The sequence below is a fragment of the Sporosarcina sp. FSL K6-6792 genome (assembly GCF_038004885.1).
Lineage (GTDB): Bacteria > Bacillota > Bacilli > Bacillales_A > Planococcaceae > Sporosarcina > Sporosarcina psychrophila.
The window spans coordinates 3,747,060-3,763,261 of sequence record NZ_JBBOSA010000001.1; the positions used below are offsets into that span (position 1 = coordinate 3,747,060).

A 16,202-nucleotide genomic window follows, 5' to 3' on the forward strand; every position below is an offset into this window, starting at 1 on the left:
TTTAGTCGAATTGACTGGTTAATCTAAGCTGAGTACTCCCTTGTATTTTGGATTTTTTATTTCTGGCAAGATTAAATTCCATGATGAAAACCTCATACAAACCAACTTAGAAACGAAGGGGCCAATTGGAAGGAGTCTACGCGTTGAAACGATTACAAATGACAATCTTGATAGTTTTTACGATTTTGATAGTGGGCTGCACAGGAATGGAGAAATCGGGCGATAATGAAGAAACAACAACGGACCTTCCAGATACAATTGCAGCACAAGATGAGTTTACACGTACTTTCCTCGTTTCAACTGACGAAGTGGCAGAAGGGCATTATGCTTTTAAGCCATGGACAGAGGCATATACGATGTGGATACCTGTGGATGCTAAACTATCCGAAGGGTTTTATGAAAAGCGAGAAAAGCACTGGGAACGATTTTCTTATGCATGGCTAGATAACGAAGAAAATCTTTCCTACGGCTTATTTGCGCAGTTTGAAGATCGACCTGACTCTGAAGTGGTAGGGTTAGAACATTTGTCTGACTACGCTCAGTATGTGGGTGAATATAGTAAAAGTGACGATGAAAACAATATCTATTATTATGGTAAAAGTGTTTATGAGACTGGACAAGAAGGGGAGGAAAAAATTCCTGTCTATTCACATATAGGCTTCATTAAACATAAAAACAGTGATAAAGCATTGGGGATATTATTTGATCACCATTGCAGTGATTGGACAACAAATTGTAATGCAGATACAAAAAGTATTAAAGATCATTTTTGGGGATTGGTCAAATCAGTAAAATTTGAGGATTAAGCTAAATCATGGATTAACTAGCATGAGGAATCTAAAGGATGAACTCAGCAGTTATTAGATTTATTTTGCAAATTTGTATTTCAGCTATATTGTATTCCCTTCATCAAAAACACATACAAACCTACTAAAAAACGAAGGGTTCCATTGGAAGGAGACTACGAGTTGAAACGATTACAAATGACAATCTTGATAGTTTTTTCGGTTTTGATAGTGGGCTGCACAGGCATGGAGAAATCGGGCGATAATGATGAAACAACAACGGACCTTTCAGATACAATTGCAGCACAAGATGAGTTTACACGTACTTTCCTCGTTTCAACTGACGAAGTGGCAGAAGGGCATTATGCCTTTAAGCCATGGACAGAGGCATATACGATGTGGATTCCGACAGATGCAACATTGGATTCTACATTTTATGAAAAAAGGGAAAAACATTTTGAACGATTCTTATATGCATGGGAAGAAGAGGAAGAAAACATTTCCTACCTATTGTATGGCCTTTTTGAAGAACGACCTGATTCTGAAAAAGTAGGTTTGGATCACCTGTCTTTCTACGCAAAATATGAAGGAAACTACGAACGTTTCGAAGAAGGCGATAATATTTATTACTATGCAACTGATATTTTTGAAGTTGGAGAAAACAGTATACCTGTATATGCTCATATGGGTTTTATTAAACATAAAGAAAGTGATAAATCGATTGGAATAATATATGAACGGAATTGCAGTGATTGGACCACAAACTGTAATGCAGATACAAAAAGTATTGAAGATCATTTTTGGAAACTGGTCAAATCAGTAAAATTTGAGGATTAAAATAGATTATGAATTAATTATCCAAGTCTTGCTAGAGGGGAGGACAAGATTAATAAATCAAATGACGAATAATTAGATAAATAAATCCAACAGTGTACGCCGTAGTTCGTAGAATGTCTATTGAATATAGTGTTCCGGCGGGATTTATTCCCATGATGAAAAATACATACAAACCAACTTAGAAACGAAGGGTTTAATTGGAAGGAGACTACGAGTTGAAACGATTACAAATGACAATCTTGATAGTTGTTACGATTTTGATAGGGGGCTGCACAGGCGTGGAGAAGTCGGGCGATAATGGGGAAACAAAAACAGACCTTCCAGATACGATTGCCGTACAAGATGAATACACACGCTCTTTCCTCATTTCAACTGACGAAGTTGCGGATGGGCATTATGCCTTTAAGCCCTGGACAGAGGCATATACGATGTGGATTCCGACAGATGCAACATTGGATTCTGTCTTTTATGAGAAAAGAGAAAAGCACTGGGAACGATTTTTATATGCGTGGCTAGATAACGAAGAAAATTTATCCTATGGAGTTTACGGTCAATTTGAGGATCGACCTGACTCCGAGAAAGTAGGTTTACAACACCTGTCTGACTTTGCAAAGTTTGAGGGTGAATATAGTAAGAGCGAAGATGAAAACAATATCTATTATTATGGTGAAAGAATTTATGAGTCTGGTCAAGAAGGAGAAGAAAAAATCCCCGTCTATTCACATATAGGCTTCATTAAACATAAAAACAGTGATAAAGCATTGGGGATATTATTCAATCACCATTGCAGTGATTGGACCACAAATTGTAATGCAAATACAAAAAGTATTGAAGACCATTTTTGGAAACTGGTCAAATCAGTGAAATTTGAGGATTAAAGTAGATCATAAATTAATTATCCAAGTCTTGTTAGAGGGGGGGACAAGATGAATAAATCGAATGACGAACAACTAGATAAACTCAATTCCGCTATGCCCCATGAATAAAAACCCTCAGTCAATTTCCAAATCAAATACATCCCTTCATTTCAAGCATCTTTATATCGAGATATTATTTTAATTTTCAAAAACTTAAAATGAATCTAAAGTAATAGATTCGGAATGGAAATCTTGATTATCTATTAAATAATAACCACTTAACTAGATTGATATCAACCAATTATTACTCCGAAAAATAGATTTTAAATAGTTAAGTGGGCTTAAAGGGCTGAGTCTAATTTGCTGAAAATTGGTGTTCTTTGACAGCGGCTTATCCAAGTGTTATTTATTAATATAATGGAAACCTATGGGAATTAATTAAAATGAATTTTTAGCAAATAAAAGAGTCAGTAAAAATCAATCGAGTAACATATTCGTCGGCTAGCGATAAAGACTTAGTAAAATTGGCTGGATAATCTAAGCGGCGTCCTCCGAAGTTATAAGATTTCTTATACGAAGCCGTATTCCGGCAAGATTGAATTCCATCATGAAAAACACATGCAACCAACTAAGAGATGAAGGGTTCAATTGGAAGGAGACTATGAGTTGAAACGATTACAAATGACAATCTTGATAGTTTTTTCGATATTGATAGGGGGCTGCACAGGTATGGAGAAATCGGGCGATAATGAGGAAACAACGACGGAACTTCCAGATACAATTGCAGCACAAGATGGGTTTACACGTACTTTCCTCGTTTCAACTGACGAAGTGGCAGAAGGGCATTATGCTTTTAAGCCATGGACAGAGGCATATACGATGTGGATACCTGTGGATGCTAAACTATCCGAAGGGTTTTATGAAAAGCGAGAAAAGCACTGGGAACGCTTTTCATATGCATGGCTAGATAACGAAGAAAATCTTTCCTATGGCTTATTTGCGCAGTTTGAAGATCGCCCAGACTCTGAGGAGATAGGTTTAGAACACTTGTCTGACTTCTCTAAATTTGAGGGGGAATATAGTAAAAGTGAAGATAAGAATAATATTTATTACTATGGTAAAAGAATTTCTGAGGTTGGAGAAGAAGGAGAAGAAAAAATTCCGGTCTATTCACATATAGGCTTCATTAAACATAAAAACAGTGATAAAGCATTAGGTGTTTTTTTAAATCACCATTGCAGTGACTGGACTACAAATTGTAATGCAGATACAAAAAGTATTGAAGAACATTTTTGGAAACTAGTCAAATCAGTAAAATTTGAGAATTAAAGCAGATCGTGTATTTACTATCCAAGTCTTACTAGAGGGGAGGACAAGATGAATAAACCAAATGACGAACAATTAGACGTACTCAACTCCGCTATTCTTAAAGCGCGAATTGCGCAATTAGAATATGGAACTATAGATGATGGGAAATTCACTTCAATTACGGTAGAGGAAATACGTCGTATTTATATTGAAGAAACAGGTGCAGAACCACCAAGTGCGATTACTTTATATAAATCCGATGATTTCAAAAGAGAGGGTAGAGATAGCGGTTTCGATGGGACGGTCATTCATTTCTACGATCCAGAGAAGGGCGTTAATCAAAGTTATACGATACCTCGTGGCTCTGAGCACGCAGAGAGTGGTGGAGAGGGAGACGGGCAACCACTCGACTGGATATACAATGGGTTAGGTATTTTCACTGGGAAAGTAAATGATCAATTGCAAGATGCGAAGGATTTCGAGAAATGGGCAAGCGAAGAAATAAATAAGGTAATTAAAACGAGAAATACGAGTGAAAACGATATGAGTATTCCAGAACTAAGAAAAATTGGCATAGGCCATTCGCTAGGCGGCAACCACATTCAAATGCTGAATTTAATGGGGGCAGATTTTGACGGAGTTTATGCATTAAATGATGCAGCGCCGACCGTCTATCAACTTGCTGCAAATGACACGGACTTTTTTAATGGAATTCAAAAAAGGTTCGGACAACACTTCCAAGATGTCGATGAACTATACGAACTCGACCCAAATCAACTCCGTACTTTCGCATTAAATTACTACAAATCAAAGGGCAAACACATCGAGCATATTACATCTGAAGAAGATGCGCTCTATCCCTTACATCTTACCAGAGGATTTATACGTTTTGGAAATGAACAAGTAGTCGATACGGACCCTAACATAACAGGACTTCACGATGTAATCAGTAGAATTCCGGATAAGCAGTTGCAATCATTGCAAAAGTACGTAGCGACAGCGGCACCTTACTATGAGGAGGCGGGGATGGATGGGTTATTCTACTTTGCAACGGGCATCGATAATAACTTCCTTCAAAATGTTAATGTCTTGCTGACTGGAGATCCCGAAAGTGAAGGGGCTTTAAGCCTGAAAAACATTGCGAAATTTACAATCTCCAATCCATTCAAGGCGGCAAAGAATCGGCATGCGGCTTTCAAGGGAATTGTTAACCAAATTCCTGTTATTCAAGAACGGCTGCTAACGTTGATCAAGCAGCTTCCGACGCTTATAGTGATTGCCGATGCAATGTCGGGGGAAGAGGGACAACGGATTTCAGATTATTTGAGAAGCATACAGGAGCGTGCGGAGAAGGTGTCGAATGTGTTGCTTGCAATTTCGACTTTTGATATCACGACAATAAAAGGGTTCAATGATAGCTTCAAGGGAATTAAGTATGCGATTCAACAATTGGATGGTATCGTATCTGACTTTCATCTTTTATGGGAATCAGGGAAGGACCTTCTAGCAGATGTATTAGGATCATTCGATGCGCATGCATTAGAGGCTCTTATCAACGGGCTTTCCCAACCGAATCGGCGCTATGTAGGGAATGACCTCATTTATTCCGCAGGAGGGGGAGCTTCCATTATCGAGGTGAATGTATCTTCTGCGACCCGGTTGTATTGGATGGGATTGGATAACTACGAAGAAAAGAGCCATGTCATCCAGCGTATACAACGTGCTTATATCGAGAAGTTTGAACAACCTTACGAGTCCAGACGAAAAGACATACTAACTCAAATAGGCTATATGGAAACGAATCCTCATTCATACAGTTATTTGCTTGGCGGTGGTGATCGCGAGATGATCGGTATTTCTGTTCAAGAACACATTCCGCCCATGCCGTCACAAATTACAAATGTGATGGATGGAATTCAAAGTTTCTACGCAGCCGATATAGAAAAAGGGAAGCTGTTATTCAGTCAAATGAAGGATGCAATTATTCAACTTTTTACTGAAGATCAGCAACTTACTGTGATGTTTGAGCTTCGCTAATGGAGGGGGAGTTGAAATTGGGACAAATCAATATGGATTATTGTTTTTTACCAAACGAAGACATGCAGCCCAGTGGTGTATATGTGAATGGTCTGCTGGGCGAAATGGAAGAATTGGCGCTTCGATTGAATCGGTTGGTTGATGCGGAATTACAGCATGCAAAAGGCACTATTGTTGAAAAAATAATAGCTGAAGTCGATGAACGAGCGATTGAACAAGTTAATATCAGCAACTTTCAAAAGTATTTTGTGACAGGTGCAACACGGGAATATAACACGATTTACAATGACCTTGCGACTCAACCAATCACAATCACTTATCGGATTAGGGAAACAGTAGAGACTACATCGATGATTCTTGCACCATAATCGCTCATCGAAACGGAAAGGAGGTGATGCCGCAAAAAACGCGAGTCTAAATTCAGAAGTTTCTGTATTGCGATAAGAAATTGTCGTTATTTATACAGTTATTTTATACATGCACTAAAATTCAAGGAAAAGGGAGATGTTTGGAATGTCAGGAATTATTCGCGTAACACCAGCAGAACTGGATGCAATGGCATCACGCTACAATCACGAATCAGGGGAGGTTGCTTCACAAATCGGCCGTTTGGACGGAATGATTGGTGAATTGCAATCCATGTGGGAAGGGGCTTCTAGTGCAGCGTTTGCGGAGCAATATGAGCGCCTTAAGCCAAGTTTTAACGAAATGCGTGAATTATTAAGCGAAGTCGGCGTACAGTTAAGCCGTGCAGGACAAGCATTACAAGACGCGGATCAGCAAATCGCTGGTCAAATTCGCGGCTAATTGTTCAGATTCAGAAGTTGAAAATAGTGGAGCGTCATTCCCTAAAAGGAAGGCGCTTTTCCTTCATTGAGGTGGAAATTATGTATATCGAAATTACTGTAGATCTTTCAAATTACGAGGGCGATATAATCGATCTTAGATTATCCGATTACTATACTATGAAAAAAATGATAGACATTGCTTGGCAGGCAAATTCTATTTCAATAAATCCGCGTGAAGGTCACTGGATACGGGTAGTTAATAAAGACAAGCTATTTCCAGGGCATTTGACACTGGCACATTGTGGGATTAGGACAGGTGACCGTATTGAAATCATTTGAAGGAGAAAAAAAGATGCCGACTCATGTACATACATATTTAAAAGATTTGATAGGTGTAGAGATCAATGAAGAAGAGAACAAAAGAACATTCATCTTCCAAAAAGAACGTTTCGGTTTTAAAAGAAGTACTGAGATTGTCTTTTTAAAAGAAGTCAATCCTGAAATCAGAAAAGAAATTGTCATAACAGATGACGAGTTAATCATACAAGCAGACATACCAAGTTCGTTGAAGCAGTTTGATGAAATTCAATCGGAAGATGCTAAGTCAAGATGGATATTTGCTCATCAGCTTGTAGAAAAGGTTGATGCCCATCCATACCCCCGTCTAAATCTGATCGTTTGTCCCGAAAATATAGTGTATAGCAAAGGCATGGCCCCTGTTTTCATCTATTACGGGGTGATGGAGAGTTTGCCGCCATTTAGAAATGATGCAGAGCGCGTCTGGCTGGAAACGAGGGCGGCAGTAGCTGCGGCAGTAGATGGCTCATTCACATATGAAGAATATTTAAAGTATAACGAGGTCCTGGAGCTTAATGAGACAAGTGCGAAAGTGATGTCCATTCAGAATAGCCGAGCGCTACTCGACTATATTGAGCAACAACTTGAAAATTTGGATATCAAAGAACAAAGCTTTGTGAAATTACCGCGTAAAAAGTGGAAAATGACTAAATGGTTATCTATCGGTCTTAGCGTGCTACTTATTCCAGCACTACTATTTGCATTTATTTATTTCATACACGAAAAGCCGAAAAATGAAGCGTACATTGATAGCCATGAATACTTTTTGCAGCGAAATTATAGTCAGGTCGTCACCGTACTAAGCCCGTACAGCATAAAGTCGATGCCTTATGTGATGCTGTATGAACTGGCTCATTCGTTCGTGACAAACGAAAAATTGGATGAAGAACAAAAAAGAAATGTGCTGTCGAATATCACATTGCAAACAGATTCGGACTACTTGAAGTATTGGATTTATCTTGGCCGGGGGGAAGCCGCGAATGCGGTTGATTTGGCTAGGTCAATGGAAGATGGTGAACTCATCACTTTTGGATTACTTAAAAGACGTGAAGAAATCCAAGCTGATCACACGCTTACAGGCGAAGAGAAACAATATCTGTTAGAAGAAGTAGATAGAGAAGTGGAAGAGTATGAAAAATTGATGGAGCAGAATGAAGAAGACGAGGCAGAAAAAGCCGAAGCCGAAGCAGAAATAGAAAAGCAAGAAAAGGCAGCTAAAGTAGTGGAACAAGAAAAGCTAGACAAAGTAGAGAAACAAAAAAAGGCAGCCGAAGTAGAAAAACAAGATAAAGCAGACAAAGTTGAAAAGCAAGAGAAGGTAGACAAAGTTGAAACAGTAGATAAGGAATGAAATTTGTAAGCGAAAACTAGGAACTAAAAAAAGAAGGTGTACATGATGAAACAACTATGGGTGTTTTACGGGGAACATTATCAACGTATCGATTTGGATGAAAATTCTTTTACTTCGCTAACTATCGGGCCAGCTATCGAAAATGATATCACAATCCTGTCGTACCCATTTACATCGGGCCATTTCACAGTAGCGAAGGAAAAGGATGGTTTTACGGTTCATGATGGAGTCGATCACGTCGGTCGAATATCGGACAAAGGGAGTTTGTCGATTGAACAAAAAGAACTAATTCTTCATTTATATGTCTTAACTGCTCCCGCTTCTACAAAAACGTACTATCTCGACTATGAAAATGAAGTTTCGTTTGATAGTCGACTTGAAACTGCAACATTCAATCGGGAAGAAGTTACTTTTTCAAATGTAGAATCCGGTCATTTTTCATTGAATAAGACATTGGCTGGCTGGATTATTAAGAAAAATTACAGTTGCCCGCTCTATGTGAATGGCAAACGAGTTGACATGAATGAGCCCCTTCAAATCGGAGATGTAGTTCAGTGGGCGTTCATGGAAATGAAATTAATCGAACAAGACATTTTAGAAGTCGTTACTGCTGCCCAGTACGAAACCCGACTGTCAGAAATTGACGTACCACAGTCTGAACTCGTTACGATGTATCCCGATTACAGACGGACACCCAGAATGATCTACGACTTGCCTGAAGACAAAGTGTCACTATCCTTTCCAACGCAGGAAAGTGATGATTCAGGACGCGGTCTTTTGCTTATTATTGCACCGCCGCTAGTTATGCTCATCGTCATGGGGCTTGTTGCCATTTTGATACCCCGTGGGATTTTCATCATCATTTCTATTTCCATGTTCCTCATGACCTTGGTCACTTCAACTGTGCAATTTTTTAAAGATCGGAAAAGACGTAAGGTAAATGAAGCGAAAAGACGCCGTGTCTACACAATCTACTTGCAAAATATGCGTCAAGAACTATATGAATTATCCAAAAAGCAAAAAGAAGTATTGGACTATCATTTTCCACCGTTTGAACAGATGAAGCAATTGACGAATCAGTTGTCGGGTAGAATTTGGGAAAAGACATTGGAAAGTCATGACTTTCTGGAATTTAGACTTGGTACCGGCAATGTGCCCGCTAGTTATGACATTAAGTTGTCATCGGGGGATTTGGCGAATAGAGAAGTCGATGATTTGTTGGAACAAGCACAGCGCATGGAAACGGTCTATAAGGAAATTCCAGGTGCCCCAATCACTGCCCGTATATCGCAAGGGATTTTAGGACTTATCGGAAAAGCATCGATTATTAAGCGTGAATTACGCCAGATTGTTGGGCAACTCGCTTTTTCTCATAGTTACCATGATACACGTTTCATCTACATCTTTAACAACAAGGACTACGCAGACATTGAATGGATGAAATGGTTGCCACATTTCACACTTCCAAATATGCATGCAAAAGGATTGATTCATAATGAAGAGACGCGCGATCAGTTGCTGTCGTCACTCTATGAAATAATTCGCGAACGCGATATGGATGACATGAAAGGGAAAGTGAGATTCACACCACATCTCGTATTCATCGTTTCCAATTACCCGTTAATTGCGGAGCATGTCATTCTAGAGTACTTGGAAGGGAAAAGTAATGAGGATCTCGGCATTTCTGTCATATTTGCTGAGTCGGCACAAGAGCGTATGACTGAAAATGTTCATACGCTTGTCCGTTACGTAAATGACTGGGAAGGCGATATCCTCATCAATGCTGGAAAAGCAGTTAATACGCCATTTCAACTGGATGCCTATGATGAGAAAACGAATGAACGCTTTGCCCGAATGCTGAAGTCGCTCAATCATCAGATTGGTATGAAGAATTCGATACCGAGTTCGGTCAGTTTCCTTGAAATGTTCGGGGTGAAGGATGTTAAAGATGTTCCGATTGGACGCAATTGGCTGACGAACGAATCTTCGAAGTCACTTGCCGTTCCAATCGGTTTCAAAGGAAAAGAGGAACTTGTCCATTTGAATCTACACGAAAAAGCGCATGGTCCTCATGGCTTGCTGGCAGGGACGACGGGTTCAGGGAAAAGTGAATTTCTTCAAACGTATATTCTATCGCTTGCCGTCAATTTCCATCCCCATGAAGTCGCTTTTCTATTGATTGACTATAAGGGTGGAGGAATGGCACAACCGTTTAGAAATATTCCTCATCTATTAGGTACCATCACAAACATTGAAGGCAGTAAAAACTTCAGTATGCGTGCACTTACTTCTATTAATAGTGAACTGAAAAGGCGGCAGCGTTTATTCGACCAATATGTTGTCACACATATCGATGATTACACGACGCTCTATAAGGAAGGAAATGCAGCTGAACCCTTACCGCATCTGTTCCTGATTTCAGATGAATTCGCAGAGTTGAAAAGTGAAGAACCTGAATTCATTCGCGAGCTAGTTAGTACCGCCAGAATTGGCCGAAGCCTGGGTGTCCATCTTATTTTGGCAACACAAAAACCGGGCGGTATCATCGACGAACAGATTTGGAGTAATGCCCGTTTCCGTGTCGCATTGAAAGTACAGGATGCATCGGATAGTAAAGAGATTTTGAAAAATGGCGATGCTGCCACAATTACTGTAACCGGTCGAGGCTATTTACAAGTGGGGAACAATGAAGTCTATGAATTGTTTCAATCTGCTTGGAGCGGCGCGCCGTATATGGAGGAAACATTGGAGGGCGAAGATGACATTGCGATTGTCACGGACCTTGGTCTGCATTCTCTTTCCGGTATCGAAACAAATATCAGCAAGAAAAGAAGCGGTCTAACGGAAATGGAAGCCGTAACAGCAAAAATTGCACAAACACAAGCGGATATGTCCATCCGGAAGTTAGCGAGTCCGTGGTTACCGCCGCTGGCAATGCGAATCGAAACGATGGAAGATCGTTCTGCAATACAAGTTGGCTTTCCGCTCGGGATGATTGATGAGCCAGAAAAACAAAGTCAAACACCAATTGGTTATGATTGGACGAAGGATGGCAATCTGGGTGTTTTCGGATCATCAGGGTATGGAAAGTCGTATACACTGCTGACGGCAGTTCTGGGAATAGCTGATCATCTACCGCCGAGCGAAGCGAACTTTTATATTTTGGACTTCGGCAATGGATCGCTACTACCACTCCGGCAACTACCACATACAGCTGACTATTTCACGCTGGATGAAGAGTTGAAGCGGGAAAAACTCGTTAAGTTGATGAAAGATGAGATTACGAAAAGGAAATTAGCATTCCAACAAGCGGAAGTCAGCAATATTAATATGTACAACGAATTGTCTGCGCATCGTTTGCCGCTGATCTACATGGTTGTCGATAATTACGATATCATCCGTGAAGAGATGGAAGAGCTCGAAATGCAACTGATCCAATTCGGGCGTGACGGACAGTCGCTTGGTATCTATCTGTTTATCGCTGCGACGCGCGTGCAGTCAGTTAGACAATCACTCATGAATAATTTGAAAACGAAAGTTGTTCATTATTTAATGGATGCGACAGAATCATTTACAGTCATTGGACGTGTCCCATTTGAGTTGGAGCCGTTCCCTGGCAGGGCCATTATCAAAAAAGAGGATCCACATTTCGCGCAAGTTTTCCTTCCGGCGCCGGGGGCAAATGATTTCGAAGTCCTGGAAGCGATTAAAATGATTGCTCGAGAACTGAAGGAGAAATACCGTGGCGAGGAACTTCCTCAACCGATTCCGATGTTGCCGTTCGAATTGACGTCAACCATTTTCCCTTCTTATGTATCAGGGGAACAGGAAAATGGACTTGTTGCAATCGGATTGGATGAAGAAACAGTACGGCCGATAAAGATCGACTTCAGGAAAAATCGCCATTGTCTGCTAGTTGGACAAGTACAGCGTGGGAAAACAAATACATTGAAGTGGATCCTTCATACGCTGATGGAGCAAGACGTTGGCTTCATCGCGATATTTGACTCATTTGACCGGGGCTTATCCATGTTTTCTGGAGACCCGAAAGTCGACTACTTGGAAACGAAAGAACGTCTCATGGAGTGGTTAACGCAAGCTGAACAATTCTACATTCAGGCTGAAAATGCGTATCTGGAAACCGTCCAGTCAGGAAATAGGGCAGCTGAACTTGTACCCTCTTATTTCATCATCGATGGCTATACACGGTTTTTACAAGTAGCAGATATTGGCATACAAGATCGCTTATCGAAGCTGATGAAAAAGTATTCCCACTTAGGGTTTAATGTCATTATCTCAGGAAATAATGCGGAAATCACGAAAGGCTACGACGCATTTACGAATGAATTGAAGCTGGTTCGCCAAGCGCTTATCTTCATGAAAAAATCGGAGCAGACATTATATACTGTTGCGTACGAACGCAAAGAAATGGATCTTCCGTTAGGATTTGCACATTATATTTTGAATGGCAATGCTAGTAAAATACAAATTCCGTTAAGTGAGATTGAGAGGAAGATTCTGCAATGAAAACGAATAAGAGTTTACTGAAAATTGGTGCGGGAATTGTACTGATACTAGCTGTTCCCATTTTGTTTTTTCAACTACTAGGTGTGAATCTGTTTAACGCGGATAGTTCCAATAAACGAATTATAGCGATTGTCAATGAAGACCAAGGTATGTCCAAGGATGATGAAACCGTCGATATGGGAGAAGAGGTTGTTTCCATTCTAGCCGAAGATTCGAAGTATGAATGGAAAGTCATGAGCCGTGGTACTGCCGTTAACGGATTAAAATCGAATCAGCATGAAGCGATTGTGTATATTCCTTCAGACTTCTCGGAAAGCATCATGTCATATGATCAGCAGAATCCTGAGCAAGCGGAATTCTCCTATGAAGTACAACGCCAAAAAGCGGGTTCAGAAAAAGAAAAAGTACTCCATGAAATTGAAACGGCCACAAACCGTGTAAACGAAAAGGTTTCGACACTCTATTGGAGTTATGTTGCACAAGAAATGGATCATATTAAAAAAGAGTTCACAACTATTCTTGGCAAGGAAACGGAATTCCTTACTGCGATGTCCGACTATTATAAACCAGGGTCCGAGAAGCTAGCGGAAGAGATGAAGAGCCAGAAAAAACAAATGGAAGGACTGCGCTCCGTAATCAGTGATGCAAATAATGGTCATAATGCCCGAATTGAAAATGCAGACTCATTCGGACAGCAAATGAACGGTTTCATCACATATGTACAGCAGTATAAAGAATTTCAGCAACAGCAAAAAAATATTCTTCAACAAGTCCAAGATGACAGTTTAGCTAAGATTCACGCTGCTGCGGCAACTCAATCGAGCCAGTTTAACGAATCGGTCCAGGTGCTTGAAGAAAATAACGAAAAGTTAAACGGTGAAATTGTCAAAGTGAATGAAAAAATTGACGCGAATAAAGAAAAATTCAATGCACTGTCCGATTTGCGTAAAAACGAAGTCGATCGACAACTAGTGGACCTTCTTGTCGTCCAAGGAACTGCGATTGACCGCTATAATAATTCGATTTTAGGTAATTTGGAAAAAGGAATTGCGGCTGGAAAAGACGGATCGGCTGTAGGTGGTACAACTAATCCAACAGCTGATCAGCAACAAATGAACGCGATCAAAGAAGAAATGGACCGCAAAGCCGGTGCTAAGCTCGCAGCTGCATTGCCAGGGCTCGAAGAAGAGCAAAATAAAGTGACTGCGATTTTAGCAGCATTGACCGCGATGAAAGCTAGTGTTGCCGAAGCGACTCCCGATTCTACATTCATAAGTGAATTGGAACAGCTTGAAGGCGAGCTATCATCGATGAACGCAGTCATGTCAGAAAAGGAAGCACTTTGGAGCGGTACAAAGAAAGAAGGAACGGATGATTATGTAAAAGCATCCACCGACTACAAGGATCTAGTTGGTGATTATGATGTATTGAACAAGGAATATGAATCGATTCAACAAATTTTGAATTCAGCCCCTGCAGATACAGCGCAGATGATTTATCAAATAAAGCAAAAAGAAGCATCCCTTCTTAAGCACGATGGATTGTCGGGGGATCAACGGAATAGATTAGCAGACTTGTTTGCGAAAGGTGCTGCTAGCACGGATACAAAAACATTGTTGACCTATTATGCAACGCTCGAACAATTTGGTTTTACCCTTGACGAGCAGGGGCAAAGTACGCATAAAGATGGCGTTCTAAAAGATGAAATCTTAACCGCATTATTGAAAAACGTTGTCGAGATGAATGAAATTGAACTCGAAGGCTGGACTTCTGTAGGAGACGGTATCCCTGAAACTGAGCTCGGTATGAGCGAGTTGAGTACAACGTTTGCTGCAATCATGTCCGGTTACAAAGAAACAGTGCAAGAGCAGCATGCTGCGCTATTGAATGATTTGAGTTTGATTGATGAGCAAGCAAACGTTTTGCTTAGCCAGATTCAAAATACTGCAGGCGAACCTGTTGCAGCAACAAGTGAAGGCGAAGTTGCTGCTAGTCAAAGAAATGTTAGTAGTCAACTTGTTTCGCTCAGCGGCATGATGGATTCATTGTCAGAGAGGCAAAAAGGTCTTGTCAATTACGCGAGTGATCTAACTGCAAAAGCGGATAATATGAAAGAAACGTCTACCGCATTCAGCGATAAGTGGGAAACGAATGTGGATGCAATGTCAGCATTTGATACGGATATTCAAGACTTTCTTGGTAACACCTATGTTGACGGCCAAGAGAATGGCTATGTGTTCAATCATTTTGTCAATCCACTCCAGGTAAAAGGAGAGGCCGCATTTGCGGATGAAGTGAGGAAAGTACCGCCTGTTATTCTACTACTCATTTTGCTTATTAGTAGCCTGTTAATTGGTTTCTTTAGTTATCAAATTAAAGAAGGTCCAATTGGCTTCCGTTTAGGATTGACTTGCATGCTGTCTTTACTCGTAGGTCTTATTATCAGTCTCTACAGCATAAATATGTATGTGCTGAATGACCAACGTGCAGTTGAATGGACAGTATTCACCATCCTTCTCCTATTGGCTAGTGCCGCGGTTATTCGTGCAGCACTTGAATTCGGTCAAACAGCAGGATGGATTGCGAGTGTCGTACTGATGTGTCTATACATTACGCCGCTGCTGATCCTTGCAGTACCTGAAATAAACATTCCAGATATTTTATCGACTGTTTATATGTCCATAAAATATGAACCTGAAACGAACTTCATATGGGGAGCGGTACTTACAGGAATCATTGCGATTGCGATGATTATGATTTCTTATTTGATCAATAAATACAAAACAAATGACACGTCAACGGCAGAACAAGCTCATGACAACTAAATCGACTTGGCTGCTACTTGTAATCCTGTTAATCGCTTGGACGGCGGGTCATAGTACCGTCCAAGCAGCTCCGGATGATGAACCCAATCTCGATTTGGAACCAGTTGTTTATGAAAAACTAAAGTTCAAGAAAAACACCGATTATTTGCATGACAGTAAAAAGGTTGAAATGAAAAATACAATTCCTGTTAAACAGTTTGATATTTACTTTGATGGTAGAAGGCAATTACCGAAGAGAAGCAATGGAGCCTATCTTTTCCAGACGAAGGAACGTGGAGTGAAAAGTACTGTCGCAGCAAAAACAGCCGAACTCGGTCTCTTTACAAGTGCTGAAAAGAGTGGAAAGAAAACCGACGCTGTCAAGATCATAGAAGAGAATACCGCTACTAATACGCCGCGGACACTGATTTTGTTGGCCATTATTGTGGCTGGACTCGTTACCTTGTTTACGTTTTTCTTGCCAAAGCTAGTCAACACTTCTGAAGGGGATAAACGAAATCTACGGAGTGATAAAACAACAGGATAGGAGG

The 16,202-nt window shown here is 40.4% G+C and carries 12 protein-coding genes; all 12 read left to right on the plus strand.

Features of this window, described 5'->3' with window-relative positions:
- The first annotated feature begins 143 nt into the window (after positions 1-143).
- The 12 genes from MKZ26_RS18220 to MKZ26_RS18275 all read left to right on the plus strand — a co-directional run bounded on the left by MKZ26_RS18220 (position 144) and on the right by MKZ26_RS18275 (position 16,198).
- The gene (locus MKZ26_RS18220; RefSeq protein ID WP_340767060.1) at positions 144-806 is read left to right on the plus strand and encodes a hypothetical protein; all 663 of its coding nucleotides are present in this window, start codon (positions 144-146) and stop codon (positions 804-806) included.
- A gap of 162 nt (positions 807-968) precedes the next feature.
- Positions 969-1,622 (plus strand): hypothetical protein, encoded by a 654-nt coding sequence (locus MKZ26_RS18225; protein ID WP_340767061.1) that lies wholly within the window; start codon positions 969-971, stop codon positions 1,620-1,622.
- Between the two features lie 215 nt (positions 1,623-1,837).
- Positions 1,838-2,500: a hypothetical protein gene (locus MKZ26_RS18230; RefSeq protein ID WP_340767062.1), complete on the plus strand. Its 663-nt coding sequence runs from the start codon at positions 1,838-1,840 to the stop codon at positions 2,498-2,500.
- A gap of 645 nt (positions 2,501-3,145) precedes the next feature.
- Complete coding sequence (locus MKZ26_RS18235; protein ID WP_340767063.1) at positions 3,146-3,808, plus strand: hypothetical protein; 663 nt, start codon at positions 3,146-3,148, stop codon at positions 3,806-3,808.
- Positions 3,809-3,856: 48 nt separating this feature from the next.
- Positions 3,857-5,824: a DUF6792 domain-containing protein gene (locus MKZ26_RS18240; protein WP_340767064.1), complete on the plus strand. Its 1,968-nt coding sequence runs from the start codon at positions 3,857-3,859 to the stop codon at positions 5,822-5,824.
- Between the two features lie 17 nt (positions 5,825-5,841).
- Positions 5,842-6,192 carry a hypothetical protein gene (locus tag MKZ26_RS18245; protein WP_340767065.1) on the plus strand — a complete coding sequence of 117 codons (351 nt, stop codon included), beginning with the start codon at positions 5,842-5,844 and terminating at the stop codon, positions 6,190-6,192.
- 145 nt (positions 6,193-6,337) lie between these two features.
- Positions 6,338-6,631 carry a WXG100 family type VII secretion target gene (locus MKZ26_RS18250; RefSeq protein ID WP_067212644.1) on the plus strand — a complete coding sequence of 98 codons (294 nt, stop codon included), beginning with the start codon at positions 6,338-6,340 and terminating at the stop codon, positions 6,629-6,631.
- An 80-nt stretch (positions 6,632-6,711) separates the two neighbouring features.
- On the plus strand, positions 6,712-6,951 hold the full coding sequence (locus MKZ26_RS18255) for an EsaB/YukD family protein (RefSeq protein ID WP_067212643.1): 240 nt from the start codon (positions 6,712-6,714) through the stop codon (positions 6,949-6,951).
- Positions 6,952-6,964: 13 nt separating this feature from the next.
- Positions 6,965-8,320, plus strand: coding sequence for a type VII secretion protein EssB (essB, locus tag MKZ26_RS18260; protein ID WP_340767066.1), 1,356 nt, complete (start codon positions 6,965-6,967; stop codon positions 8,318-8,320).
- 45 nt (positions 8,321-8,365) lie between these two features.
- On the plus strand, positions 8,366-12,847 hold the full coding sequence (gene essC / locus MKZ26_RS18265; RefSeq protein WP_340767067.1) for a type VII secretion protein EssC: 4,482 nt from the start codon (positions 8,366-8,368) through the stop codon (positions 12,845-12,847).
- A complete protein-coding gene (gene esaA / locus MKZ26_RS18270; RefSeq protein WP_340767068.1) occupies positions 12,844-15,672 on the plus strand; it encodes a type VII secretion protein EsaA in 2,829 nt (942 codons plus the stop codon). Before essC ends, esaA begins: the two co-directional genes overlap by 4 nt.
- On the plus strand, positions 15,662-16,198 hold the full coding sequence (locus tag MKZ26_RS18275) for a type VII secretion EssA family protein (protein WP_340767069.1): 537 nt from the start codon (positions 15,662-15,664) through the stop codon (positions 16,196-16,198). The genes esaA and MKZ26_RS18275 overlap by 11 nt, the downstream gene beginning before the upstream one ends.
- The last annotated feature ends 4 nt before the right edge of the window (positions 16,199-16,202 follow it).